The organism is Massilia violaceinigra, from assembly GCF_002752675.1.
GTDB lineage: Bacteria > Pseudomonadota > Gammaproteobacteria > Burkholderiales > Burkholderiaceae_D > Telluria_A > Telluria_A violaceinigra.
In genome coordinates this window covers 3,639,917-3,663,467 of the sequence record NZ_CP024608.1, presented here as the reverse complement: position 1 = coordinate 3,663,467, position 23,551 = coordinate 3,639,917, and the positions used below count along the sequence as shown (strand labels likewise).

The window sequence follows — 23,551 nt, the reverse complement described above, 5'->3', positions numbered from 1 at the left end:
TGTTCAGATGACGTTGGCCAGCCAGGGCTGGGCCGCCAGGTGGCGCTCTTCGAAGGCGCGGATCTCGTCCGCGTGGCGCAGGGTCAGGCCGATGTCGTCCAGGCCATTCATCAGGCAGTATTTGCGGAACGGGTCGATCTGGAAGTCGTAGCTCACCGCGCCGTTCGAGGTGGAGATGCGCTGCTGCTCCAGGTCCACCACCAGGCGAAAACCGGGGAAGGCTTTCACTTCGTTGAACAGATGCTCGACCTGCGACTCGGTCAGGACAATCGGCAGCAGGCCGCTCTTGTAGCAGTTGTTGAAGAAGATGTCGGCAAAACTGGGGGCGATGATGGCGCGAAAACCGTACTGGTCGAGCGCCCATGGCGCGTGTTCGCGCGAGGAGCCGCAGCCGAAGTTCTTGCGCGTGAGCAGAATCGAAGCGCCCTGGTAGCGCGCCTCGTTGAGTACGAAGTCGGGATTGAGCGGACGGCCGCTGTTATCCTTGCCCGGCTCGCCGTGATCGAGATAGCGCCATTCGTCGAACAGATTGGGACCGAAGCCGGTGCGCAGGATCGACTTGAGGAACTGCTTGGGAATGATCGCATCCGTGTCGACGTTGGCGCGGTCGAGCGGGGCCACCAGGCCTTCGTATATCGTAAATTTATCCATGGTCTTTAGCAGTGTGGGCGCGCCCCCGCCGGGGCGGGAGCGACGCGGCGGTCCGCGGATCCGCCTGTTATTTTTTGCCGGCGCCGTCTATCTTCTGGCCGACTTTTTGAATGTCCCTGCCAAAGCCCGATACGGTATTGCAACCGGCGAGCAGCAGTGCGATGGCAAACAGGGCAAACAGCTTTTTCATTACAAACTCACAGACGATGGATGTTAGCGCAGTGCGCGCACGTCGACGAAATGGCCGGTGATGCCGGCCGCCGCCGCCATGGCAGGCGATACCAGGTGGGTACGCCCGCCCTGCCCCTGGCGACCTTCGAAATTGCGGTTCGAGGTTGAGGCGCAGCGCTCGCCCGGCTCGAGCCGGTCGGCATTCATGGCAAGGCACATCGAGCAGCCTGGCTCACGCCATTCGAAGCCCGCGTCCTTGAAAATCTTGTCCAGTCCTTCGCGCTCGGCCTGGTCTTTCACCAGCCCGGAGCCCGGCACCACCAGCGCCAGGCGCACGTTGGATGCGCGGTGCTTGCCGCGCACCACGGCCGCGGCCGCGCGCAAGTCTTCGATGCGCGAATTGGTGCACGAGCCGATGAACACCTTGTCGATGCGGATGTCGGCGATCGGCGTGTTCGGCTTGAGGTTCATGTAGACCAGCGCCTTTTCCATGGCGTCGCGCCGCACGGCGTCTTTTTCCTGGTCGGGATCGGGCACGCGGCCATCGATCGAAGTGACCATTTCGGGCGAGGTGCCCCAGGTGACCTGCGGCTTGACGTCGGCGGCATTGAGCAGCACGACCATGTCGAACTGGGCGCCCTGGTCCGAATGCAAGGTGCGCCAGTAATCGACCGCGCGGTCCCAGTGCGGACCGCTTGGAGCGTACGGGCGGCCCTTGACGTAATTGATGGTGGTGTCGTCCACGCCGATCATGCCGGCGCGCGCGCCCGCTTCGATCGCCATGTTACAGACCGTCATGCGCCCTTCCATCGACAGCGCGCGGATCGCCGAGCCGCCGAATTCGATGGCGTAGCCGGTGCCGCCGGCGGTGCCGATCTTGCCGATCACGGCCAGCACGATATCCTTGGCGGTCACCCCGGCCTGCAGCGCGCCGTCGACCTGCACCAGCATGGATTTGGATTTCTTGGCCAGCAGCGTTTGCGTCGCCAGCACGTGCTCGACTTCGGACGTACCGATGCCGTGCGCCAGGCACCCGAAGGCGCCGTGGGTCGACGTGTGCGAGTCGCCGCACACCACCGTCATGCCGGGCAGCGTCGCGCCCTGCTCGGGACCGATCACGTGCACGATGCCCTGGCGCTTGTCGTTCATGTTGAAGTACGTCAGGCCGTAACTCTTGGAGTTGGCGTCGAGCGTTTCGACCTGCAGGCGCGAGGTGGGGTCGGCGATGCCGTCCTTGCGGTCGGTGGTTGGCACGTTGTGGTCTGCCACCGCCAGGTTGGCGGAATTGCGCCATAGCTTGCGGTTGGCGGCGCGCAGGCCATCGAAGGCCTGCGGGCTGGTCACTTCATGCAGCAGGTGGCGGTCGATGTACAGCACCGTCGTACCGTCGTCGTCGGAACGCACGACGTGCGATTCCCAGAGTTTGTCGTAGAGCGTTTTTATCATGATGGTTGGTCTTAGGCGACTGCATGAATCGAGTACTGCATTTGATTATGCCATATTTGTGCACCGCAGTAGTCCTTGCCCAATTTTGATACTTTTGGAGTTTTTGATACGCCTTTACTGAAGTTTATTCACTTAATGTATCGCATTGACAAACGAACCGCTTGTCACTGGGTCAGCGCCAGTGATCCGATGAAGGCGCCGGCGCGCGCCATCGATGCCGGGGCGGGGTCGGCGTCGGCCGTTACGATATACACCGTGGAGCCCACCACGACCATTCGGATCAGGCGCTGCCCAGCCTTGATGTCGCGTCCGGGGTAGCCCTTGAATATCAACTCCCTCGGCGGCACGGTCATGACGTCGTTCAGTCCGAGCAGGGTTGCCTGCAATTGGAGCATGACCGTCTCGGGATCGGCGGGCGCCGCGCCCAGGTCGAGCACCTGGACCCGGTAGTTTTCGCTGTGTGCGAATGCACTGAACTGGCGCATACGGACCGCACCCATACGTTGCAGCACGTCGGCGCGGACGGCATCTTCGTCCGGCTTGACGGGAAACGCGATCGTCATGGCGCTGTCGGGCGACGTCCAGAACTGGCCGGCGAGCGGCGCGCCGGCTTTGCCTGCACTGCCGGCAGGCGCGGCATGCCACGTCCCGGCATCGCCGGCGCGCTCGGGCTGCGGCGCGGAATGTGCACGCCCGGCCTCATCGCGCAGCGTCGATTTTGTTCCCTGCGAGACCAGATACCCAAGGATGAACAGCCAGGCGCCCACTTTGACCAGGGTGGAATTCGGACCCGTCGCGGGGCCGTGGTCGTTAGCGCCGTCAGTGCCTGGAATCAGGCAGCAGACGATTGTCGTGCCGAGCCAGAACATGGTCCACATCAGCTCCACGAGGTGCTCGCCTCCCACGAAGCCGCCGATAAAGATGAGCAGGACGACGCCGGCCAGCCAGGCGCCGCTCAGGTTCACGTCGTGCAGGCGCAGCACCATCAAGCGCATCATCCAATACAGTACCATGAGGCCCGCCGCAACGACCGGAGTGAGCGCCACCCACTGGAATTGCGCCGAAAGCCGCAGGCCAACCGCGGCCAGCGCGCCCACCGCGACAAACAGCGGCAGGCTGCAGGCCAGCACGCGCATACGGCCTACGCGGCCGTGCATCGACAAGGCGAACAGCGACGGTTCGGGGTCCATGTGAACCGATTCCGCAGATTCCGCGTGGACGCGCATGCTTTCCGCTTCGCGCGCGCGGCGCTGCGCTGCGGCGGGCTCTGTTTTTTCCAGGGCGACCGGGGCGCGCGGTGCCGCGGAAGCGGGAGCGGGAGCGGGAACGGAAACAGGGGCCGGAACGGCGGCGGCGCGCGCCTGGGCCGCTTTGGCCAGAGTGGCGTCGATACTCTTCCTGATCCACGCCACGCGGTCGCCGGCGATATCGAAGGTACGGTCGCTCAAAGCGACCAGGATGCTAGCGTCGGCATGCAGCATGCGCACCACCTCCACGCCCGACAGCGTCGCAATGGCGCCGCCATGATGCCGCTCGACCCGCTCGCGCACTTCAGAGATCAGGATCGATTGCCCGGTGGCGCCGGCGCTACCGGACAGGTGCGGCGTGATGCTGCTGGCATCGCTGCCGGGCGGCCGGATGACTGGAACAAAAAACTGGGTATGAACGAATTTTTTCCATGCCGGATTCAACGATCCGTCCGCCTGCGCGGCACTGAGCACCTGCTCGAAATCTTGCGACATCTAATAACAACTTTCAATGTAAGGATAGCCGGACCGCGCCGCCGCGGCGCGATGGCGCGCGGCTTGCCTACGTCAGCTGACCCAGCAAGGTAACGCCATACATGAGGATGAACAGTCCCGCACCCACCTTGACCAGGGTGGAATCGGGCCCGGTCGCGTCGCCATAGCCGTTCTCGCCGTCTGTGCCTGGAACCAGGCAGTAAACAAGCATGGTTCCGAACGAGAAAAGAGCCAGTGCCACAGCCATGAACTCCTTCTTGTCAAAGGCGCCCATGAGCATCATGGCCGCGAACAATCCGATCAGCCATTTGCCGCTCAGGTTCACGTCGTGCATGCGCAGCACCATCAGCCGTATGGACAGATACAAGATCGCAATGGCAACCAGGCCGCCAACGACATACACGGCCACCCCGGCACTGAAACCGACCAATGCGGCCGCGATCCCTCCGACGAACGTCGCAATGAAGAGTGGTATCGAGTAGGCCATTGCCCGCAGCCGGCCCATGCGGCCTTTCATCGACAAGCCGACCATGCCCGGCTCCCCGTCCGCTTCGCGCTGCGCCACCGCCTCGCCCCCCATGGAGGCCGCCGACACGCTATACACCCCGGCCTCCAGGGCATTGATGCTGGCGCCGCCGGACGCCGCGGCCATGCTGTACAGCTCCGCCGCCACCGGTTTGATGTTGACGCGGCCGAGAAGCCACTGGTACACGGCGCGGTGTTGCTCGAATGCGGCGGCCGGGGCGCGGATCGTGATCGCCACCACCGTGCCCTCGATACGCAAACATGCCAGCAGGAAGCGGCTTGGGGCTTTGTCGCCGGGGAACGTGCCGCTAAATTCGGCGGCCTTGCCTTCGATCCGTTCGCCCCAGCCTTCGCCGTTGATGTCAACTGCCACGCCGTCCTGCGTCAGGCAGGGCATCTGCTGCTGCACCATGCCGATGCGGTTGCTCATCCACTGAGTCAGCGAGACGTTGGGACGCAGTGACCCGGTCAGTTCCAGCAGCGTGCCGCTCTGCTTGTCCTGGAAGCGCAGGCCGCCGGGCGTGCTGCTCTCGCCCCAGGCGGCCGGCACGAACAAGGCGAGACCGATGTTGGGCATGACGACGCTGCGCGGCTCGAGCGCGGCGACATCGAGGGTAGCGGCGGCCGGGCGGCGAACGCTGGTCCGGGCCGGCGCGGCCTTGTCGGGGATGACCGGTGCCGGCGCGCGAACCGGTTCAGCTGCGCGAACAGGCACGGGTGCCGCTGCTGGCGTTGGCGCGGGTGCGGCTGCCGATGCGGCGGCACTCGCCTTGGCGGCGGCCTTGGCCAGCGATGCGTCGATACCCTTCCGGAGCCACTCGACCCGGTCGCTGGCGATCTCGAAGACGCGATCGCTCAAGGCGATGCGGATGCCGGCGCCGGGCTGCAGCATGCGCACCAGATCATGTCCCCGCAGCGAAGTCAGCACGCTGCCTTGCTGCGGCTCGGCCTGCTCGCGCACTTCCGCCACCAGGATCGAGCGCTTGCCGTCGCCCGCGGCGTCGGTCAGATGCAATTCGGCGCTGCTGGCGGCGCTACCGGAAGCGGATCTGACGGGAACGAAAAAACGCGTGTTCACCAATTTTTTCCAGGCCGGATTCAAGGATCCATCCGCCTGTGCAGCGCTCAGCACCTGCTCAAAAGTTTCCGACACCATCAATGAACGACTTTCAATTAAGTTTTTTAAGAAAAATAAAAGATGCCATATTGCCATGCATTTAGATGCAAGGCAACGTCAACGTCATCAATATGGGGGAAGAGCAGACGCGCTGCCGGGGAACGGGTCCGGCGGCAGCGCTTTGGGACAATCAGGCAGCGACTTTGAGGGTGCTGCGGCAGCCATCCATCAGGAACGACAGACCGACCACCAGAACCAGCTCGCCCTCGGCCGAGCGCGCGGTGCCGGTGATGCCGTCGACACTGATGGCGGTCATCGGCTTGATCACCAGGTCGGCGGTGCCGTCCACCGCTTCCACGGCGAGGATGTAAGGCTGGGGCGCGGCGATCACGATGCCGACTTTTTCGGAGCAGGCTTCGTAACCGAGCGAGCTTGCCAGCGAGCGTACCGGCAGCGGGCGTCCCTGGTCCTTGAGCACCGGCGCGCCGCCGACGTTCATGAAGTTGTCGGGCAGTTCGACCACGCGCTGGACCACCGCCATCGGCAGCGCCAGGGCGGCGCCGGATGTCGACACCAGCATGGTCGGCACGATCGACAGTTCGATCGGCAGGCGGATCGCGAACTTGGTGCCGTGGCCGAGCGAGGAATCGATGTGAATCGCGCCGCGGTTCTTTTCCACCGCGGTCTTGACCACGTCCATGCCGACGCCGCGCCCGGATACCGAGGACGCCACTTCCTTGGTCGAAAAGCCCGGCAGGAACACCAGCTGGTAGGCTTCTTCGTCGCTCGGGGCGCCGTTTTCGTTGATCAGGCCTTTTTGCACGGCCTTGCGGCGCAGCGCGTTCGGGTCCATGCCCTTGCCGTCGTCCTGCAGCACGATCATGACGCTGTTCGCTTCCTGCCAGGCCTTGAGCGAGATGAACGCCTTCGATGGCTTGCCGGCCGCGAGCCGGTCTTCGGGCGACTCGACGCCGTGGTCGAGCGCATTCCTGAGCATGTGCACCAGCGGGTCGTACAGGCTGTCGACGACCACGCGGTCGACTTCCGTCTCGGCCCCTTCGATGGTCAGTTCGACGTCCTTGCCCAGGTCCTTGGCCAGTTCGCGCACCAGGCGCGGGAATTTCTGGAACAGGCGTCCGACCGGCTGCATGCGCGTGGCCAGCGTGGCGCGCTGCAGTTCGGCCGAATAGCGCGAGGCGCGTTCCAGCGTTTCGGTCAGGGTCGCCATGAGGGTCGCGGCGGGGCCTTCGAATTTGAATTGCAGCAGGCGTTCGAGCAGCACGGCAGCCTGGTTGGCGGCCTGCACCGACTCGCCGGCCACTTCGAGCAGGGCGTCGAGCTTGACGGCGTCGACGCGGATGCTGTCTTCCTTGGCGGGCGCGGAGGCGGCGCGAAATTCCTGCACCTTTTCTTCGCGGCGGTCGGCGCCGGCATCGGCGGCGGCCGGCTTGGCGGCGGCCGGTGCGTGCGCGGCGGCAGCCACGGGAGCGGCGGCCGGTTCGGGAGCGGCGGCGGCGACGGCGACGGCAGGCTTCTCGGCCGGGGTGTAGGTGCCGGCCGGCGTGACCGCGACGAACATGGCTTCCCAGTCGAGGCCATCGGCGCCGGGAGCGCTGGTGGAGGCGGCGGCAGCAGGAGCGGCTGCGGCCGGCGCGGCGGCTACCGGTGCGGGCGCCGGGGCGGTCACGGGAGCTGCCTTCGGCGGAGCATCGCCCTTGCCTTCGATGGCGTTGACCAGGATGCGTTCGAGCGAGTCGGGCATCGAGGCCAGTTGTTCGGGCCTGGCGCCGTTCGACAGGTCGGTCAGCTGGTCGGCCACGAAGCCCGATGCCTGCAGCGCCGCTTCGATGGCGATCGGCGTGACCGGCGCGGCGCCGGTGCGCAGCGCGTCGAACAGGTTCTCGGTCAGGTGGCAGGCCGCCACCAGGGCCGGCAGGTTCATGAAGCCTGCGCCACCCTTGATCGTGTGGAACGAGCGAAACACCGCGTTGAGCGTTTCCTTATTGTTCGGGTCGCGCTCGAGGGCGAGCAGGTGTTCTTCTACGTTGACTGCAAGATCCATCGCCTCGACGACGAAATCCTTGAGCATATCGTCCATTAGAATCCCAGATCGGCAAGTAGGTCGTCAACATTGTCTTGATCGAGTGCGACGGACGGGAACGACGGTCCCGACATCAGCGCTGGCTTTTGCAGCAGTTTTTCGCGCACCGCCGGCGGCGCGTTGTCGCGCAGCAGCTCGGCCAGTTCGTGTTCCACGGTCTTGGTGATGATCACCACTTTCTTGATCAGCTGGCCCGTGATGTCCTGGAAATCCTGGGCCATCATGATGTCGAGCAGGCGCGCTTTTTCGGCTTCGGTGGCGTCGGTCACGGCCTGGGCAAAGGCACGCGAGTCGCCGGCCAGGGTCTTGAATTCGTCGATGCTCAGCTTGCCCGCGAACAGGTCGGCCCAGCGCGTGTCCATGACCTTGGCTTTCTTCGACAGCACGTCCTGTGCCGGCATGCCTTCGTCGAGCGTGTTGAGAACCTTGTTGGCGGCCTGCTCGGTCAGGCTGGCGACGTATTCCAGGCGGTCCTGGGCATCGACGATCTGGGTCGACGCTTCCGACAAGGCCTTGTCGTAGCCCAGTTCGCGCAGCGAGTCGTGCAGCAGGCGCACGATGCCGCCGAGGCGCTCGAACATGGGCTTACCGTGCTCATCGGTTTCGACGGCGGCACCTTCCGCGGCGGGGGCGGCAGCCAAGGCAGGAGCCGCTGGCGCAGCCGCGGCGACAGGCGCGGACTCGGGCGGACGGGTCGAAGCGACCTGGTCGAACAATGCTTCCATATCGTCTTCGGCAGCGGCGGCGGGCGCCGGCGCAACTGCGGGCGCCGGTTCGCTGCTGCGCTGCGCGGACACTTCCTCGAATAATGCGTCGAAATCATCAGCGGCGTCGGTCATAGTCCCTGCTTCTCCATGTTTGTAAAGTGTTCGCAATCAATCTGCTGGTGTCTGGTAGTGCCATGCAAGTTTGGGGCAGAGCATGATGCGCGGCAACATCGCCGGGTTTACGCGAGTTTAGCAGCGTGAAGTGCCCTTGGTAAATCACTGTGCATGGGTCGCGGCAAAATGGCACGCGAAACTTGTGCCATCGATAATTAAAACGTGACTTTGATGTGCAATTGATACTGTGGAGTGTTGTATTTCGTAAGGGGAGCTCTGCGCGGGGAGGCGAATCGCCTGATCCAGGTAAAAAACGATGTCACGTTTCTAGTCCAGCTTGCTTGTCAGTTTGATCAAGATCAAAGGATGGCGTTCTATCAATCGTCAGATCGCGCACTACAATACAAAATACGACCTGCTGCGTGGGAGAACTCATCATGTATCGGAAAATTCTGATTACGACCGATGGCTCGGCGGTATCGAAGCACACGGCCTGCGCCGGCGTGAACTTCGCCAAACAGATGGGGGCCGATGTGCTGGTCCTGTATGTCGCACCGGAGTACCAGTACCCGGTGTACGTGGAAATCATTCCGCCCTCCTACCCCAGCGAAGAGGAATACCTGGCGCAGATGCGGCGCGTCGGCCAGGAACACCTCGGTTCGGTCCTGCGGGCGGCGCAGGATGCAGGGCTGCGCTGCGAGGGGCTGACGGCGTTTGCCGACGCCGCCGCGCTGAAAATCGTCGAGGTGGCGGAGCAGCGCCAGTGCGACCTGATCTTCATGGGTTCGCACGGGCGCAGCGGCTGGGGCCAGCTATTGCTGGGCAGTGTGACGAACAAGGTGCTGTCGCACACCAGCAAGCCGGTGCTGGTTCACCGCCTGATCACGGAGCCCGGAACCTAGCACTTACCTAGCAGTGCTGAATATGGCGCGAGCGACAATTTTGCCGTACCCTGTGCCGGGCCGCGGGGCATCGGCGCTGGCGCCGTCTTGCTTTTTGGTAGTCTTTTTTCAGCGGCGCAAGCGCCGTTCATGCTTACTTACCTGATTGCAATTTTATGATACGCATTGTTGTTGCCGACGACCACACGATCATGCGCGAGGGCCTCAAGCGCATCCTCGACGGCGCACTCGACATCGATATTGTCGGGGAAGCCATCAACGGCTTTGAAGTGCTGTCGCATGTGCGCCAGGGCGGCTTCGACCTGCTGCTGCTCGACTTGTCGATGCCGGGCCGCAGCGGCGTCGACCTGATCCGCCAGATCCGCAGCGAGGCGCCCAAGCTGGCCATCCTGATCCTCACCATGCACGAGGAAGAGCAGTACGCGGTGCGCGCCATCCGCGCCGGCGCCCAGGGCTACCTGACCAAGGAAAGCGCGGGCACCCAGCTGGTGGGGGCGATCCGCAAGGTGGCCTCGGGCCGGCCCTACATCAGCACCGAAGTGGCCGAGCAGCTTGCGCTGAACATCATGACGCCCAACGAGCAGCTGCTGCACAAGCAATTGTCGGACCGCGAATTCGAAGTGTTTTCCTTGTTGGTGGGTGGCAAGTCGATTACCGAAATCGCCAACAGCCTGCACCTGAGCGTGAAGACGGTCAGCACCCACAAAACACGCATCATGCAAAAGATGGGCATGACGTCGCTGTCGGAAATGGTGCAATATGCCGTGGCCCATCGCCTGCTGTCACCGTTCAAGACCTGAAGCACGCCTGACTGACGGCGAAAAGTTTTAGACACCGGCGCGATGGTTTCGTGCCGAGAAACCTCAAGTAGTCGGATTCTGTACCCATCAGTAGCACCCGCTCGACACCCCCGCCAAGACCATGTTTTCACTCTGTAGAACAGCTTCTCCAATAGGAATAGTCCTACAAAGGCGCGCCCTATCCTACTCCCAGATTCAGCGTTCGCTGATATCAATGCCGGACTCGTGTTGGCATACTTAAATCCAGCGATTCGGCTTTCCTGCGGTTCATAAATTGTTCTTACGCAAGCTAGCCAGCCGTGCTGTACATCACTTTTGAAGCTCCGGTCGCAGGTTGTTCAGATCGTTGTTCAAGCCTGATACCCGCAGCCTGAAACTTCGAATTTTCCTTACCCTGGAGATGAGCATGCTGACCACGCCACCGCAAGACACCCGCACCACCACCACGTCGACCATGCATTCCTCTCCAATGGAAGCAGGGCGGCAGCGTCAGGGCCGCCTCTGGTCCAATCTCAAGGAAGTCTGCGACCTGCTGCACATCAGCGCGGCAGTCTCGATCAACAGCGAAGAATTGCTGTTCCAGCACGTGCAATTCAAGACCGGCCAGCGCGTTCACACCATCGGCCAGGCCTTCGACACCCTCTACATCGTCAATTCCGGCTTCCTCAAGACCGTGCTCATCGACGAATTCGGCAACGAACAGGTCCTCAGCTTCCCCATGAAGGGCGACATGCTCGGCGTCGACGGCATCCACACCCGCCACTACGCCTCCGAAGCGGTGGCCCTGTCCGACTGCGACCTGATCTTGCTGCCGTTCAAGAAGCTCACGGCCCTGGGCCGCGTGCACCTGGAACTGGAAAACGTCATGTACGGCGTGATGAGCCGCGAACTGGTGCGCGAACAAGCCATGATCGGCATGCTCGGCGCCCTCAGCGCGGAAGCCCGCGTGGCGCGCTTCCTGGTGTCCCTGGCCGACCGCTTTGCCGCCATGGGTTACTCGAGCAAGCTGTTCAACCTGCGCATGACGCGCCATGAAATCGGCAGCTACCTGGGCCTGACTCTGGAAACCGTCAGCCGCACCTTGTCGGCTTTTAACGAAATCGGGCTCATCACGGTCGACCAGCGCACCATCGGCATCAAGGACGCCGATGCGCTCAAGACCCTGCGCCGCCTGCCGCCATCGCGTTCACGCGCCAAGCAGAACAGCGCAGCCAAGGCCAAGGCCGAAGCCGAACAACAGGCCGCCGACGCCAAGGTGCTGGCCACCACCACCGTCTGAGCAGTTGCCCCATGAAAAAAGGCGCCCCGCGGGGCGCCTTTTTTCATTCCATCACACCAGCTTACTGATCGCGCGACAGCACGCCGTCGGTGATCCGGACCTTCTCGCCCACACGCAGACCTGGATCGTTTTCGTACGTCACGGTCTGGGTGCCGCCATTGTTAAAGCGGATCACCACTTCGTAATGCTGGGTTTTGCGGGCCCGGCGTTCGATATTGCGGCCCACGTAAGCGCCGCCCACGGCGCCGGCGATCTGCGCCGCGGTGCGGCCGCTGCCCTTGCCCACCTGGCTGCCCAGCACGGCGCCAACCACGCCGCCACCGATGGTGCCGAGATAGTTACCGTCACCATTGACTTCGATCACGTTGATCGCGTCGACCGTGGCGCAATTGGTGCAATAACGCACCTCGCGCGGCGTCGGCGTGGCCGCCGCGACACGCAATGGCTTGCCGAGGACGGCGGCCGACACGCGGCCACCGATACGCATGGTAGCCGTCACGGCGCTGTTCGGTGCAATCCGGTCGGCGCGGCGGATCGTGTAGTCGCCGCTGTACTCGCCTGGTTTGACTTCCGGCAAGAAGAACACGCCGCGGGTGCCGGCGATGACCATGTCGACCTTGGCGCCCGGCGTACCGTACACCGAAAACGTCAGCTCGTTACCCGGCGACAAGTCGTCGCTGCCCTGTACGTCGAAGCGCTCGATCCGCGGTACATCGGCGGCGCGCTCGCGGCCCTGATTGTCGCGCGGATGGCGGCCGACGTCGCGCAGCAGCGATTCGCTGAGCACGCCGCTAGTCACTTGGTTGCCGACGCGCAGATTGGCGGTTACGGCGCTGCTGCCCGTGATGTTGTCGCGCCCGCCGAGGGTGTAGGTGCCTTCGTACTGGCCCGGTTCGGTTTCGGTCAGGTTCAGGTTGCGGTTGGCGCCGGCGATGCTGAGGGTGGCGCGGCCGCCCGGGGTGCCGTACAGGTTGAAGTTCAGTTCCACGCCGGGCCTCAAGCGGCGCACCTCTTCCACGTCGAAACCGCGGATCACCGGGGCGTAGGCGGCGGCATTGTTGTTGTATTGCTGCGCCTGTACAGGCGCGGCCAGGGTCATGGAAAAGAGCGGCATCGCAGCCAGGACCGCGGCGCGCGTTGCGGCGCGAAATATTGTTGTCGTTTTGATGATGATCTCCTCGGAGGTTGTACAGCGAAGCCGGATATTTCCAGCAGTCACGTCAAGTTACGCTGCTCGCATACGCGCGTCGGTGCGCTAGCGTACGCAATGCACAGCCTCTCCCGAGCTGACGCACACATGCTCCCCCGCCCCCGGCGCGACCACGAAACCGCCCGTAAAGGCGCCAAACGACGGCAGCACCATGCGCGTGGGCCCGATCAGAAAACACGGCAGGCGCAGCGAATCGAGCCGGGTCGAGAGCCGGTACACCGGATGCACGTGCCCGGCCAGTACGTAGCCCGGCGCGGCGATGTCGGGATGGTGGCAGAACGAGAACGGCGCCACCGAATGCGGCTCGTCGACCATGCCGATCGCCAGCGAAGCGGCCGGATCGCCCGCGTGCTTGTCGTGGTTCCCGCGCACCAGCGTCAGGATCAGGTCCGGATGGCGCGCACGCCACGCCAGCATGGCGGTCAGCGTGGCCGAGGCATGGGCCGCGCGCGCGTGCAGAAAATCGCCCAGGAAGACGATCTCGCGGGTTGTATGCGCAGCCATCAGCGCATCTAAAGCGTCGAGGTTCTCGGTGGTGGTCCCGCGCGGCACCGGCACGCCCTGGGCGCGGAACGAGGCCGCCTTGCCGAAGTGGATATCGGCGATGACCAGCATCGCGCGCGCCGGCCAGTACAGCGCTTTTTCAGGCAGCAGCAGGACCGTTTCACCGGCCAGCTGCATCTCGCGGTATGTCATGGCACGGCCGCTTTCTCCAGTTCGCGCAGCATGCGCCCGACGCGGTCCGACAGTTTTTCAGTACTGAGTTTTTCGCGGAAGCGCTCGACCATCAGCGCAAAGCCGAACGGCGTGGCGCGTTTGACTTCGCGGAAGGCCACGCCGCGCCCGTGCAGCTCGATCAAGGTATCGCGCAGGCGCGTCAATTCCAGCTCCTGCTCCATCACTTCGCGCTGCGCCTGCGTGAGCAGCAGGTTAGCCGCATCGTGCTTGCGGAACACCTCGAAAAACAGCGACGACGAGGCCTGGATCTGGCGCGTGCTTTTCGGCTGGCCCGGATACCCCTGGAACACCAGCCCGGCGATGCGCGCCACTTCGCGGAAGCGCTGCTGCGAGAGCTGGGTCGCGTTCAGGCTCGCCAGCACGTCTTCGAGCAGCAGTTCGGTCGAGAACAGCGGCACCTCAAGCCCCGTCACGTTCTCGGACGCGGCCAAAAAGGCGCGCGCCCAGTCCACCGGTTCGGCCGCCAGCAGCTCGAAGCCATAATCGTTGATCGCAATCGAAAACGTAATCGGCTGCACGCGCGCGATCCGGTACGCGAACAGCGAGGCCAGTCCCATGTGCACCGAGCGTCCCGCGAACGGATACATGAACAGGTGATAGCCCTCGCGGCTGGTCATGGCCTCCACCACCAGGGTATCGATGGTCGGCAGCGCGGACCAGCGCTGCTGGATTTCCAGCAGCGGGCGGATCGCCTCCATTTCCGGGCCGCGGAATTCGCTCTGCGCCGCGTGGCGCAATTCTTCCAGCGCGGCGTGCGCCAGTTCCGACGACATCGGCATCTTGGCGCCCTGCCAGCGCGTCACCGCCCCGCGCGCACCGGTCGCGCGCTTCACAAACGCGGTCATCTCGTGCACTCGCACGAATTCCAGGATGCGCCCGCCGAACAGGAAATGATCGCCCGCCTTCAGGCGCGAGATGAACGATTCCTCGACGCTGCCGATGCGCCCCCCGCTCATGTACTTCACCTGCATCGTCGAATCGGACACGATGGTGCCGATGCCCATACGGTGGCGCCGCCCCAGCGCCACGCTCGGCACGCGGTTCACGCCCTCGTCGTCGGCAATGACGCGCTGGTATTCCGGATACGCGATCAGGCTTTGCCCGCCGCGCGCCACGAAATCGAGCGCCCACTGCCACTCTTCGGGCGAGAGCGCGCGGTACGACCAGGCGCTGCGCACTTCTTCGTACAGCTGTTCGGAGCGAAAACCGCCGCCCAGCGCCACCGTCACCAGATGCTGCACCAGCACGTCGAACGGCTTGTTGGGCACCAGGCGCCCTTCGATGCGGCGCGCCGCGACGGCGTGCTTGGCGCCGGCCGCTTCCAGCAATTCCAGGCTGTTGGTGGGCACCAGCGTCACGCGCGAGACGCGCCCCGGCGCGTGGCCGCTGCGCCCCGCCCGTTGAAGCAAGCGCGCGATGCCCTTGGCGCTCCCGATCTGCAGCACCCGTTCGACCGGCAGGAAGTCCACTCCCAGATCGAGGCTGGCGGTGCAGATCACCGCTTTGAGCTCACCTTTTTTCAGCCCATTTTCGACCCACTCCCGCACTTCGCGGTCGAGCGAGCCGTGATGCAGCGCGATCACGCCGGCCCAGTCCGGGCGCGCCTCCAGGATATTCTGGTACCACAGCTCCGACTGCGAGCGGGTATTGGTAAATACCAGCGTGGCGTTGTATGCCTCGATCTCGTTGATCACCGGCTGCAGCATGGCGATGCCAAGGTGCCCGCCCCACGGAAAGCGCGACACGTTGGCGGGGATCAGGGTATCGACCCGGATCTCCTTTTTCAGGTCGCCTTCGACCAGCGTGCCCTTCCCTTCGCCGAGCAGCACGTCCTGCGCCTGCGCCAGGTTGCCCATCGTGGCCGACAAGCCCCACACCACCAGTTGCGGGTTCCAGTGGCGCAGGCGGGCCAGCGCCAGCTGCACCTGCACCCCGCGCTTGCTGCCCATGAGTTCATGCCACTCGTCGATGATGATCATGTCCAGGCTGGCGAACTGGGTCTGCGCCGCCGCGTGGCTGAGCAGCAGCGACAGGCTTTCGGGCGTGGTGATGAGCGCCGACGGCATCGCGCGCGACTGGCGCGCGCGCTCGCTTGAGCTGGTGTCGCCGGTGCGCGCGCCGACCGTCCAGCCGGGCGCCAGCACCGCCTTCGCCTCCTCCAGTGCGCGCTGGGTATCGGCGGCCAGCGCGCGCATCGGCGTAATCCACAGCACGCGCAGGCCGGACGCCTTGCGCTTGCCGGCCAGCGCGCCGCGCAGCAGCGCCGCCAGCCACACCGCATAGGTCTTGCCCGCGCCCGTGTTCGCGTGCAGCAGGCCCGATTCGCCGGCCAGCGCGGCGCGCCACACCGCGCGCTGGAACGGGAACACCTTCCATTTGCGCTGGACGAACCAGTCGTCGATGGCGCGCGCCATCTGGCTCTTGCTCATGTACCGGCTGCGGCCAGCAGGCCCTTGAGGGTATCGAGCGAATCGGCGTCGTCGATGGTCTTGTCGTCGCGCTTGCGCAAGATCCGCGGAAAGCGCACCGCGATGCCGGCCTTGTGGCGGCTCGACAGCGCAATGCCCTCGAAGCCGATCTCGAACACCATGGTCGGGCGCACCGAACGCACCGGCCCGAATTTTTCGATGGTGGTCTTGCGAATCGCATTGTCGACCACCGCGATTTCGGCGTCCGTCAGGCCGGAGTATGCATTGGCAAAGGGCACCAGCTTGCGCTCCCCGCCTTCGCCGTCCGCGTCCCACACCGCGAAGGTGTAGTCGGTGTAGAGCGAGGCACGCCGCCCATGGCCCGCCTGCGCGTAGATCAGCACCGCGTCGATGGTGTGCGGGTCGACCTTCCACTTCCACCACGTGCCCACATTCTTGGTGCGGCCCACGCCATACTGGGCCTCGCGCGCCTTGACCATCATACCCTCGACGCCACGCGCGCGCGATTCGGTGCGCACGCTCGCCAGTTCGTTCCAGCTGGCGGCGTGGATCAGGGGCGACAATCTGAGCTGCGGCCTGGCCGTCTCGCGCACCAGCACCTCCAGCAGGGCGCGCCGCTCATGCTGGGGCAGCGCGCGCAGGTCCACCCCGTCCTGCTCCAGCAAGTCGTAGGCCACCAGCACCGCCGGCAGTTCGGCCAGCAGCTTGGCGGACAAGGTCTTGCGGCCGATGCGTTTTTGCAGGTCCGCGAACGCGGCCGGCGTGTCTTCCTCGGTCCAGATCAGCACTTCGCCATCGACCACGGTGCCTTCCGGCAGATGCAGCGCCGCCAGTTCGGGAAAGCGTTCGGTGATCAAGTCTTCGCCGCGCGACCACAGATAGTTTTGCGCGCCGCGCCGCACCAGCTGCGCGCGGATGCCGTCGTACTTCCATTCCACCTGCCAGTCGCCCACCTCCCCCAGCCCTTCCGGCTCGCCCTGCAACTGGTGCGCGAGGAAAAAGGGATAGGGCTGGCCGCCGCGCAGTTTGTGCTCGTCGTCCGATTGGGCGGCGATTAGCTGCAGAAAGCCGGCGGCGGTGGGACGCACGCTGCCGTCGGTCCAGCCCATCAGGCGCTGGGCAATCAGCTTGCTGTCGACCGCCGCGAGCGACGACAGCGCGCGCGTGACCAGCAGTTTCGACACGCCGACGCGAAAGCCGCCGCCGATCAATTTGGTCAGCAAAAAGCGTTCGCGCCAATCGAGTTCGTTCCAGAACCCGAACAAGGCGGTGCGGATGGTGGCCGGATCGGCGCCGCGCAAGGGACCAATGCGCTCCTGCATCCACTCGGCCAGGCCGATGTCGCTTTGCTGTTCGGGCGGCGGCAGGATGTGGGCGATGGTTTCGGCCATGTCGCCGACGGCGTTGTACGACTCGTCGAACAGCCACTCGTCGAGCTGCGCGTATTCGATGGCGTACTGGCGCAGCAGCTTGGTCGGCACGGCCTGGCGCGGCTTGCCGCCGGCCAGGAAGTAGACCGCCCAGGCGGCGTTGTCGGGGGCGGCGCTGCCGAAATAGGCTTGCAGCGCTTCGAGCTTGCGGTTGGTGGCGGTAGTCTCGTCGAGCTCAGTGTACAGGCGGGCAAACTCACGCATCCGTCACCTCGGACGTCCCCTCGGGCACTGGTTCGGTGACCGGAGCCACAGCAGGGTCGCCTGCCGCTTCCACGGCTTCATCCTCGTCGCCGTATTCGGTGTCGAAACCCGAGGCGTCCAGGCCCACCTGGCGCAGCCAGCGCACCATGATGGGAATCGAGCCGTGGGTGACGATCACGCGCGGCGCTTCGGTGGCGCGAATCGCCGTCATCAGGCCGGGCCAGTCGGCGTGGTCGGACAATACGAAACCACGGTCCACCCCGCGCCGGCGGCGTGCGCCGCGCAGCTGCATCCAGCCGCTGGCAAACGAATCGCTGTAGTCGCCGAAGCGCTTCATCCAGGTGGAATTGCCCGCCGACGGTGGCGCGATGACGATCGAGCGCCTGATGGCCGCCTTTTCGACCTGGGTCACCAGCACGGTGGGCGGCAACGCCACGCCGCCTTCGCGGTAGACCCGGTTGATCGGTTCGGCCGCGCCGTGGCAGATGATGGTGCCGATCGATGGATCGAGGCCGGACAGGATGCGCTGCGCCTTGCCGAACGAGTAGGCGAAGACCACGCTGGCGCGGCCCTCGTCGGCGTTCTTGCGCCACCAGCTGTTGATGTCATCGAAAATCTCCTGCTCCGGCTGCCAACGGTAGATCGGCAGGCCGAAGGTCGATTCGGTAATGAAGGTGTCGCAGCGCACCGGTTCGAACGGCACGCAGGTGCGGTCCGGTTCGACCTTGTAGTCGCCGGAAGCGACCCACACTTCGCCGCGGTGCTCCATGCGCACCTGGGCCGAGCCGAGCACGTGGCCGGCCGGATGCAGCGACACCGTCACGCCGTTGTGCACGATGCGCTCGCCGTATTCGAGACCGTCGATGTGGATCTCGCCCAGGCGCGAACGCAGCACGTTCACGCCGCTGGCGGCCGACAGGTAGTGGCCATGGCCGACGCGCGCGTGGTCGCCGTGCGCGTGGGTGATCACGGCACGGTCCACCGGCCGCCACGGGTCGATGTAGAACTGCCCGGGGACGCAGAACAGTCCCTCCTTGCGTACCACTACCATGTCCGACATGTGTTCTCTCCTATGTTTTTCTCCTCGCGCCGCTGGATGGCGCTGACAGTCAGACTGCTGGTCAAGCCACTTCCACGTAATCGGCCAGGAAGGTCTTTTCGCCGTGTTCGGGAAATTCAATGGTCACCTGGTCGCCGGCCATCGAGACCACGGTGCCGACATCGAACTTGGGTACGCGTACCTGGGTGCCGGGCTCGAAGTGCGGCGCCGCCGGTGCTGGCTCGGGATCGCGCTCGAATTCATCGTCACGGATCTCGATCTCCGCCACCACCGGGGGATTGAGGCAGTTATCGCAGCGGCAGCATTTGTCGAAGCCCTCGACTTCATCCTTGAAGTAGTCGAGCAGCACCTTCCAGCGGCAAAAACCGCTGACTGAATACGATACCATCTGTTCCAGCGATTCGCGGTCACGCTCCTGCTTGCGTGCGTAGATGGCGGACAGCTCCTCGAACAGATCGGCGCTGGCCTCCTTTGGCGTCACGATGTATTCGAGCTTGCGGTTCTGGCGCAGCAGCTTGCCGTCCTTGAGCAGCTTGAGGCAGATTTTCAGCTTGCCCGATGCCAGTTCGTCCAGCTCTTCATTCAAGCGGTCGAAACTGACCTTCTCTTCCTGCGCCATCCCGCATACCGCATCGTAGACCGCTTTCAGGTCGTTCGCGGTCGGGTAGTGCTTCACGAGGAAGAACTGCTGCAGGCGCTTGTCGTCCTGGAAGTACAGCAGGGTGCACTCGGCGTCCAGCCCATCGCGCCCAGCACGGCCGGACTCCTGGTAGTAGGCTTCGAGATTGGCGGGCAGCTGCAGGTGCAGCACGAAACGCGTGTCCGGCTTGTCGATGCCCATGCCGAAGGCGTTGGTGGCGACCATCACGCGCTTTTCGCCGGACATGAATTCATCCTGGTTGCGCTTGCGTTCCGCAGCGGGCAGCTTGCCGTGATAGAGCGTCGCGCTTTCGCCGGCGTTCACCAGAATGTCGAGCACCTCTTCGGCCGCCTTGACGGTGGCCGCGTAGACAATGCCCACGCCCTCGGACGCCTGCACGTATTCGAGCGCGCGCGCATAGCGCTCGCCGTTGTTGGTGACCTGGGCCACGCGGTAGTGCAGGTTGGGACGGTAGATGCCCGTATTGACGACGTTCATGCGCGCGCGGCCAAGCTGGCGGGCGATATCGGCCACTACGTCGTCGGTCGCGGTGGCGGTCAGCGCCAGCACCGGCGGGCGTTTCAACGCGTCGATGGCGGCCGCCATCTCGAGGTACGCGGGCCGGAAATCGTGGCCCCACTGCGAAATGCAGTGTGCCTCATCGATCACCACCAGGGCGACCTTGATCTCCTTGAGCGCTTCAAGGAACGATGGTGTCGACAAACGCTCCGGCGTGCAGAACACGATTTCGTGAAAGCTGCCGCGAATGCCCGCCATCGCGGCGTCTTCTTCCTCGCGCGTCAGGCTGCTGTTGACCTGCACGGCGCGTACGCCGAGCGCATCGAGCTTTTCGAGCTGGTCTTTCATGAGAGAAATCAAAGGCGAGACGACTATCGTGGTCCCGTCGAGGATGCGCGCAGGAATCTGATAGCACAGTGATTTACCGCTGCCGGTCGGCATGATCGCGAGCGTATCCTTGCCGTCAAGGACGCTGTCGATCACTTGTTGCTGGCCATCCCGCAATCTCTCCACCCCGAAAATTGAGCGCAGCAGTTTATTGATGGTATGGCGGCGGGCGGCGCGGGCGCCGTTGTGGAGGAGTTGTTGGTTGTGAGTAGTCATGTCACAACTTTATGGCGCACACGAATGGTTCACCATAGGACGTCGCCTACATTTTTCGTAGGAGAATGGCAACAGCAAAACTGGCGAGCCAACGTCCTACATTGCGTCGGACGTTTTGCCGATAGTTTCTACAGAGAACCTTAGTTAAGATGATCACATACCGAAAGCAATTCCCCTAACGCACGACCGGAGGACATCATGATGCGCTTATTTCCACTGACTTGGGCCGCCCTGCACGTCACCCTGGCTGGCGCTGCAACGTACCTGTTGTGCTCGACCGATGTGTTAAGCGGTACCGCTGCGGCGCTGTTTTTCCACTAAGCGCACGGATGTCCAGCATTTCCTGCGGTAACCAGTTGCCTGGCCGAATGACGTATCGCCGCAACCACGGCGATGGCGCCGCTTCGACAATCATTTTACCGGCGCGTCGCCCGTGTGGCGACGCCGCCCAAGCCTGCGTGCCCACGCTGCGCGCTTGATCGCGTCGCGCCTGCGGCGCAATCTTCACTTCGTTTCACTTCCGTCGCGCGTACGCGCACCAGCATGCATCAGCTTTTCGCGGCCATGAATTTGCCGAGATAAGGCGCGGTGCGGCTGCCTTTTTCGCGCGCCAGCAAGGCCGGCGGCCCGGAAAACACCACCTTGCCGCCCGCTTCGCCGGCGCCCGGTCCGATATCGGTCACCCAGTCGCTGGCGGCGACGACCCGCATATTGTGTTCGACCGCGATGACGCTGTTCCCCGCTTCGACCAGCCGTTCCAGCTGCACCAGCAGCTTGTCGACGTCCGACGGATGCAAGCCGGTGCTGGGTTCATCGAGTATGTACAGCATGCTCCCGCGCGCGGCGCGCTGCAGCTCCGTGGCCAGCTTGATGCGCTGCGCCTCGCCGCCCGATAGCTCGGTGGCCGGCTGGCCGAGGCGCAGGTAGCCCAGGCCGACATCGCGCAGCACCTCGAGCGAACGCGCCACCGGCGCTTCATCGGCGAAGAACGCGGCGGCGGAATCGACCGTCATGCCCAGCACCTCGGCGATATTCTTGTCGTTGTACGTCACTTCCAGCGTCTTGGTGTTGTAGCGCGCGCCGTTGCAGGTCGGGCATGGCGCGTACACGCTGGGCAGGAACAGAAGTTCGACCATGACCTGGCCCTCGCCCTCGCAATGCTCGCAGCGCCCCTTGGCCACGTTGAACGAAAAGCGGCCCGCGTCGTAGCGCCGGGCGCGCGCGGTCTTGGTGGCGGCGAAGAGCTTGCGCACATGGTCGAACAGGCCGGTGTAGGTGGCCAGGTTGGAACGCGGTGTGCGCCCGATCGGCTTCTGGTCGACCCGCACCAGGCGCTTGATGTGCTCCATGCCCGCGACGATGCGGCCTTCGGTAGGAATGACTTCTTCGTGTTCCGGCTCGTCGCCTTCGTCGGCCTGCGCCACCTGCGGCTGGCCGAGCGCGGCGCCAACCAGCTCCACCAGCACCTGGCTGACCAGGGTCGATTTGCCCGAGCCGGACACGCCGGTCACGCTGGCCAGCACGCCGAGCGGCAGCTCGATATCGAGGCGGTCGAGGTTATTGCGGGTGACGCCTTCGAGACGCAGCCAGGCGCTTGGCGTGCGCGGAGTGCGCGGCGCCGGCGGATCGGCCGCGAACAGATAGCGGCGCGTGTGCGACGCCTCGATGTGGCGCAGGCCGTCCGGAGGACCGCTGTACAGGATATGGCCGCCCTGCTCGCCCGCCTCGGGGCCGACGTCGACAATCCAGTCCGCGTGACGGATCACGTCGAGGGCATGCTCGACCACGAACAGCGAATTACCGGCCGCCTTGAGCTGGGCCAGCGCGGTGAGCAAGGCTTCGGTATCGGCCGGATGCAGGCCTGCGGACGGCTCGTCGAGCACATACACCACGCCGAACAGGTTCGAGCGCACCTGGGTCGCCAGCCGCAGGCGCTGCAGCTCGCCCGGCGACAGGGTCGGCGTGCTGCGTTCGAGCGACAGGTAGCCCAGGCCGAGCGCCAGCAGCACGTCGAGGCGTGCAACCAGATCTTCGGCGATGCGGCGCGTGACGATGGTTTTTTCGGGATGCAGCGCGGCCGCCCTGGCATTGCGCGGCGCGCTGCCGTCGGCGAAGGGCCGCAGCAGCGTTGACAGGCGCTCGAGCGGCAGGCGCGATAAGTCGGCGATGTCCATGCCCCCAAACGTCACCGAGAGCGAGTCCTGGCGCAAGCGCTTGCCGCCGCACAGCGGACATTCGGCACTGACCATGTAGCGCGCCACGCGCTTTTTCATCGAAGCGCTTTCGGTGGTGGCGAAGGTGTGCAGCACGTAGCGGCGCGCGCCGGTAAAAGTACCCTGGTAGCTCGGCGTTTCCTTGCGCTTGAGCGCCGCGCGCACCGCGTCGGGCGTGAAGCCCGCGTACACCGGCGCGGTCGGCTGCTCGTCGGTGAACAGGATCCAGTTGCGCACTTTCTTGGGCAGGTCGCGCCAGGGCGTGTCCACGTCGTAGCCGAGCGTGACGAGAATATCGCGCAGGTTCTGGCCGTGCCAGGCGGTGGGCCAGGCGGCGACGGCGCGCTGGCGGATGGTCAGGCTGTCGTCGGGGACCATCGATTGTTCCGTGACCTGATACACGCGCCCCAGGCCATGGCACTCGGTGCACGCCCCTTCCGGGGTATTCGGCGAAAACGATTCGGCGTACAGGAGCGGCTGGCGCGCCGGATAGTCGCCGGCGCGCGAATAGAGCATGCGCAGGGAATTGGACAAGGTGCTCACGCTGCCGACCGACGAGCGGGTGGTGGGCGAGCCGCGCTGCTGCTGCAGGGCGACGGCGGGCGGCAGGCCGTCGATATCGTCCACTTCCGGCACCGGCATCTGGTGGAACAGGCGGCGCGCGTAGGGCGAGACCGATTCGAGGTAACGCCGCTGGGCCTCGGCGTACAGGGTACCGAAAGCAAGCGAGGACTTGCCCGAGCCGGACACGCCGGTAAACACCACCAGCGCGTCGCGCGGAATGTCGACGTCGACGTCTTTCAGATTATGCTCGCGCGCGCCGCGCACCTGGACGAAGCCGGGCCGGGCCAGCGGTGCGATGGCGGGGGCGTCGTCGTTTTTCTTGCGCATGGGGAGCTGCCGATGATTGATCAGCCGCCATTACACGCCCGTCCGCCTGCGCCGACCGT

At 64.7% G+C, this 23,551-nt stretch carries 18 protein-coding genes; 4 read left to right on the top strand and 14 right to left on the bottom strand.

The annotated features are described in order from the left end of the window. Positions 1 to 3: 3 nt before the first annotated feature. From leuD to CR152_RS16335, 7 genes are all read right to left on the bottom strand, one after another. Entirely contained in the window at positions 4 to 651 is a 648-nt protein-coding gene (gene leuD, locus CR152_RS16365; RefSeq protein ID WP_099876087.1) for a 3-isopropylmalate dehydratase small subunit, read from the bottom strand. Between the two features lie 67 nt (positions 652 to 718). Next, complete coding sequence (locus CR152_RS16360; RefSeq protein ID WP_099876085.1) at positions 719 to 841, bottom strand: entericidin A/B family lipoprotein; 123 nt, start codon at positions 839 to 841, stop codon at positions 719 to 721. Positions 842 to 864: 23 nt separating this feature from the next. Beyond that, positions 865 to 2,268: a 3-isopropylmalate dehydratase large subunit gene (gene leuC, locus CR152_RS16355; protein ID WP_099876083.1), complete on the bottom strand. Its 1,404-nt coding sequence runs from the start codon at positions 2,266 to 2,268 to the stop codon at positions 865 to 867. Positions 2,269 to 2,432: 164 nt separating this feature from the next. Further along, positions 2,433 to 4,010 carry a DUF805 domain-containing protein gene (locus CR152_RS16350; RefSeq protein WP_099876081.1) on the bottom strand — a complete coding sequence of 526 codons (1,578 nt, stop codon included), beginning with the start codon at positions 4,008 to 4,010 and terminating at the stop codon, positions 2,433 to 2,435. A 67-nt stretch (positions 4,011 to 4,077) separates the two neighbouring features. Beyond that, positions 4,078 to 5,613, bottom strand: a complete 1,536-nt coding sequence (locus CR152_RS16345) for a DUF805 domain-containing protein (RefSeq protein ID WP_157778538.1) — start codon at positions 5,611 to 5,613, stop codon at positions 4,078 to 4,080. A 229-nt stretch (positions 5,614 to 5,842) separates the two neighbouring features. Further along, entirely contained in the window at positions 5,843 to 7,750 is a 1,908-nt protein-coding gene (locus tag CR152_RS16340; RefSeq protein WP_099876077.1) for a chemotaxis protein CheA, read from the bottom strand. Continuing rightward, positions 7,750 to 8,592 (bottom strand): protein phosphatase CheZ, encoded by an 843-nt coding sequence (locus tag CR152_RS16335; protein ID WP_099876075.1) that lies wholly within the window; start codon positions 8,590 to 8,592, stop codon positions 7,750 to 7,752. Before CR152_RS16335 ends, CR152_RS16340 begins: the two co-directional genes overlap by 1 nt. 419 nt (positions 8,593 to 9,011) lie before the next feature. On the opposite strand from CR152_RS16335, the gene CR152_RS16330 reads away from it, so the two are divergent. The 3 genes from CR152_RS16330 (at position 9,012) to CR152_RS16320 (ending at position 11,555) form a co-directional block, all read left to right on the top strand. Further along, positions 9,012 to 9,476: a universal stress protein gene (locus tag CR152_RS16330; RefSeq protein WP_099876073.1), complete on the top strand. Its 465-nt coding sequence runs from the start codon at positions 9,012 to 9,014 to the stop codon at positions 9,474 to 9,476. A gap of 155 nt (positions 9,477 to 9,631) precedes the next feature. Further along, positions 9,632 to 10,276: a response regulator gene (locus CR152_RS16325; protein WP_054263975.1), complete on the top strand. Its 645-nt coding sequence runs from the start codon at positions 9,632 to 9,634 to the stop codon at positions 10,274 to 10,276. Positions 10,277 to 10,745: 469 nt separating this feature from the next. Beyond that, the gene (locus CR152_RS16320) at positions 10,746 to 11,555 is read left to right on the top strand and encodes a Crp/Fnr family transcriptional regulator (protein WP_099882400.1); all 810 of its coding nucleotides are present in this window, start codon (positions 10,746 to 10,748) and stop codon (positions 11,553 to 11,555) included. 61 nt (positions 11,556 to 11,616) lie between these two features. On the opposite strand, the gene CR152_RS16315 is transcribed toward CR152_RS16320, so the two are convergent. From CR152_RS16315 to CR152_RS16290, 6 genes are all read right to left on the bottom strand, one after another. Then, entirely contained in the window at positions 11,617 to 12,669 is a 1,053-nt protein-coding gene (locus CR152_RS16315) for an outer membrane lipoprotein (RefSeq protein WP_099876071.1), read from the bottom strand. A 141-nt stretch (positions 12,670 to 12,810) separates the two neighbouring features. Next, positions 12,811 to 13,461, bottom strand: a complete 651-nt coding sequence (pdeM, locus tag CR152_RS16310) for a ligase-associated DNA damage response endonuclease PdeM (RefSeq protein WP_099876069.1) — start codon at positions 13,459 to 13,461, stop codon at positions 12,811 to 12,813. Further along, positions 13,458 to 15,932 carry a ligase-associated DNA damage response DEXH box helicase gene (locus CR152_RS16305; protein ID WP_099876067.1) on the bottom strand — a complete coding sequence of 825 codons (2,475 nt, stop codon included), beginning with the start codon at positions 15,930 to 15,932 and terminating at the stop codon, positions 13,458 to 13,460. The genes pdeM and CR152_RS16305 overlap by 4 nt, the downstream gene beginning before the upstream one ends. Then, the gene (locus tag CR152_RS16300) at positions 15,929 to 17,566 is read right to left on the bottom strand and encodes an ATP-dependent DNA ligase (protein ID WP_099876065.1); all 1,638 of its coding nucleotides are present in this window, start codon (positions 17,564 to 17,566) and stop codon (positions 15,929 to 15,931) included. The genes CR152_RS16305 and CR152_RS16300 overlap by 4 nt, the downstream gene beginning before the upstream one ends. Continuing rightward, a complete protein-coding gene (locus CR152_RS16295) occupies positions 17,559 to 18,626 on the bottom strand; it encodes a ligase-associated DNA damage response exonuclease (RefSeq protein WP_099876064.1) in 1,068 nt (355 codons plus the stop codon). The genes CR152_RS16300 and CR152_RS16295 overlap by 8 nt, the downstream gene beginning before the upstream one ends. A 61-nt stretch (positions 18,627 to 18,687) precedes the next feature. Continuing rightward, positions 18,688 to 20,388, bottom strand: a complete 1,701-nt coding sequence (locus CR152_RS16290) for a RecQ family ATP-dependent DNA helicase (RefSeq protein WP_099876062.1) — start codon at positions 20,386 to 20,388, stop codon at positions 18,688 to 18,690. Between the two features lie 198 nt (positions 20,389 to 20,586). Here CR152_RS16290 and CR152_RS34680 point away from each other — a divergent pair, with 198 nt between their 5' ends. Next, entirely contained in the window at positions 20,587 to 20,709 is a 123-nt protein-coding gene (locus CR152_RS34680; RefSeq protein ID WP_267876243.1) for a hypothetical protein, read from the top strand. Between the two features lie 227 nt (positions 20,710 to 20,936). On the opposite strand, the gene CR152_RS16285 is transcribed toward CR152_RS34680, so the two are convergent. Beyond that, positions 20,937 to 23,492, bottom strand: coding sequence for an ATP-binding cassette domain-containing protein (locus CR152_RS16285; protein WP_099876060.1), 2,556 nt, complete (start codon positions 23,490 to 23,492; stop codon positions 20,937 to 20,939). Positions 23,493 to 23,551 lie beyond the last annotated feature (59 nt).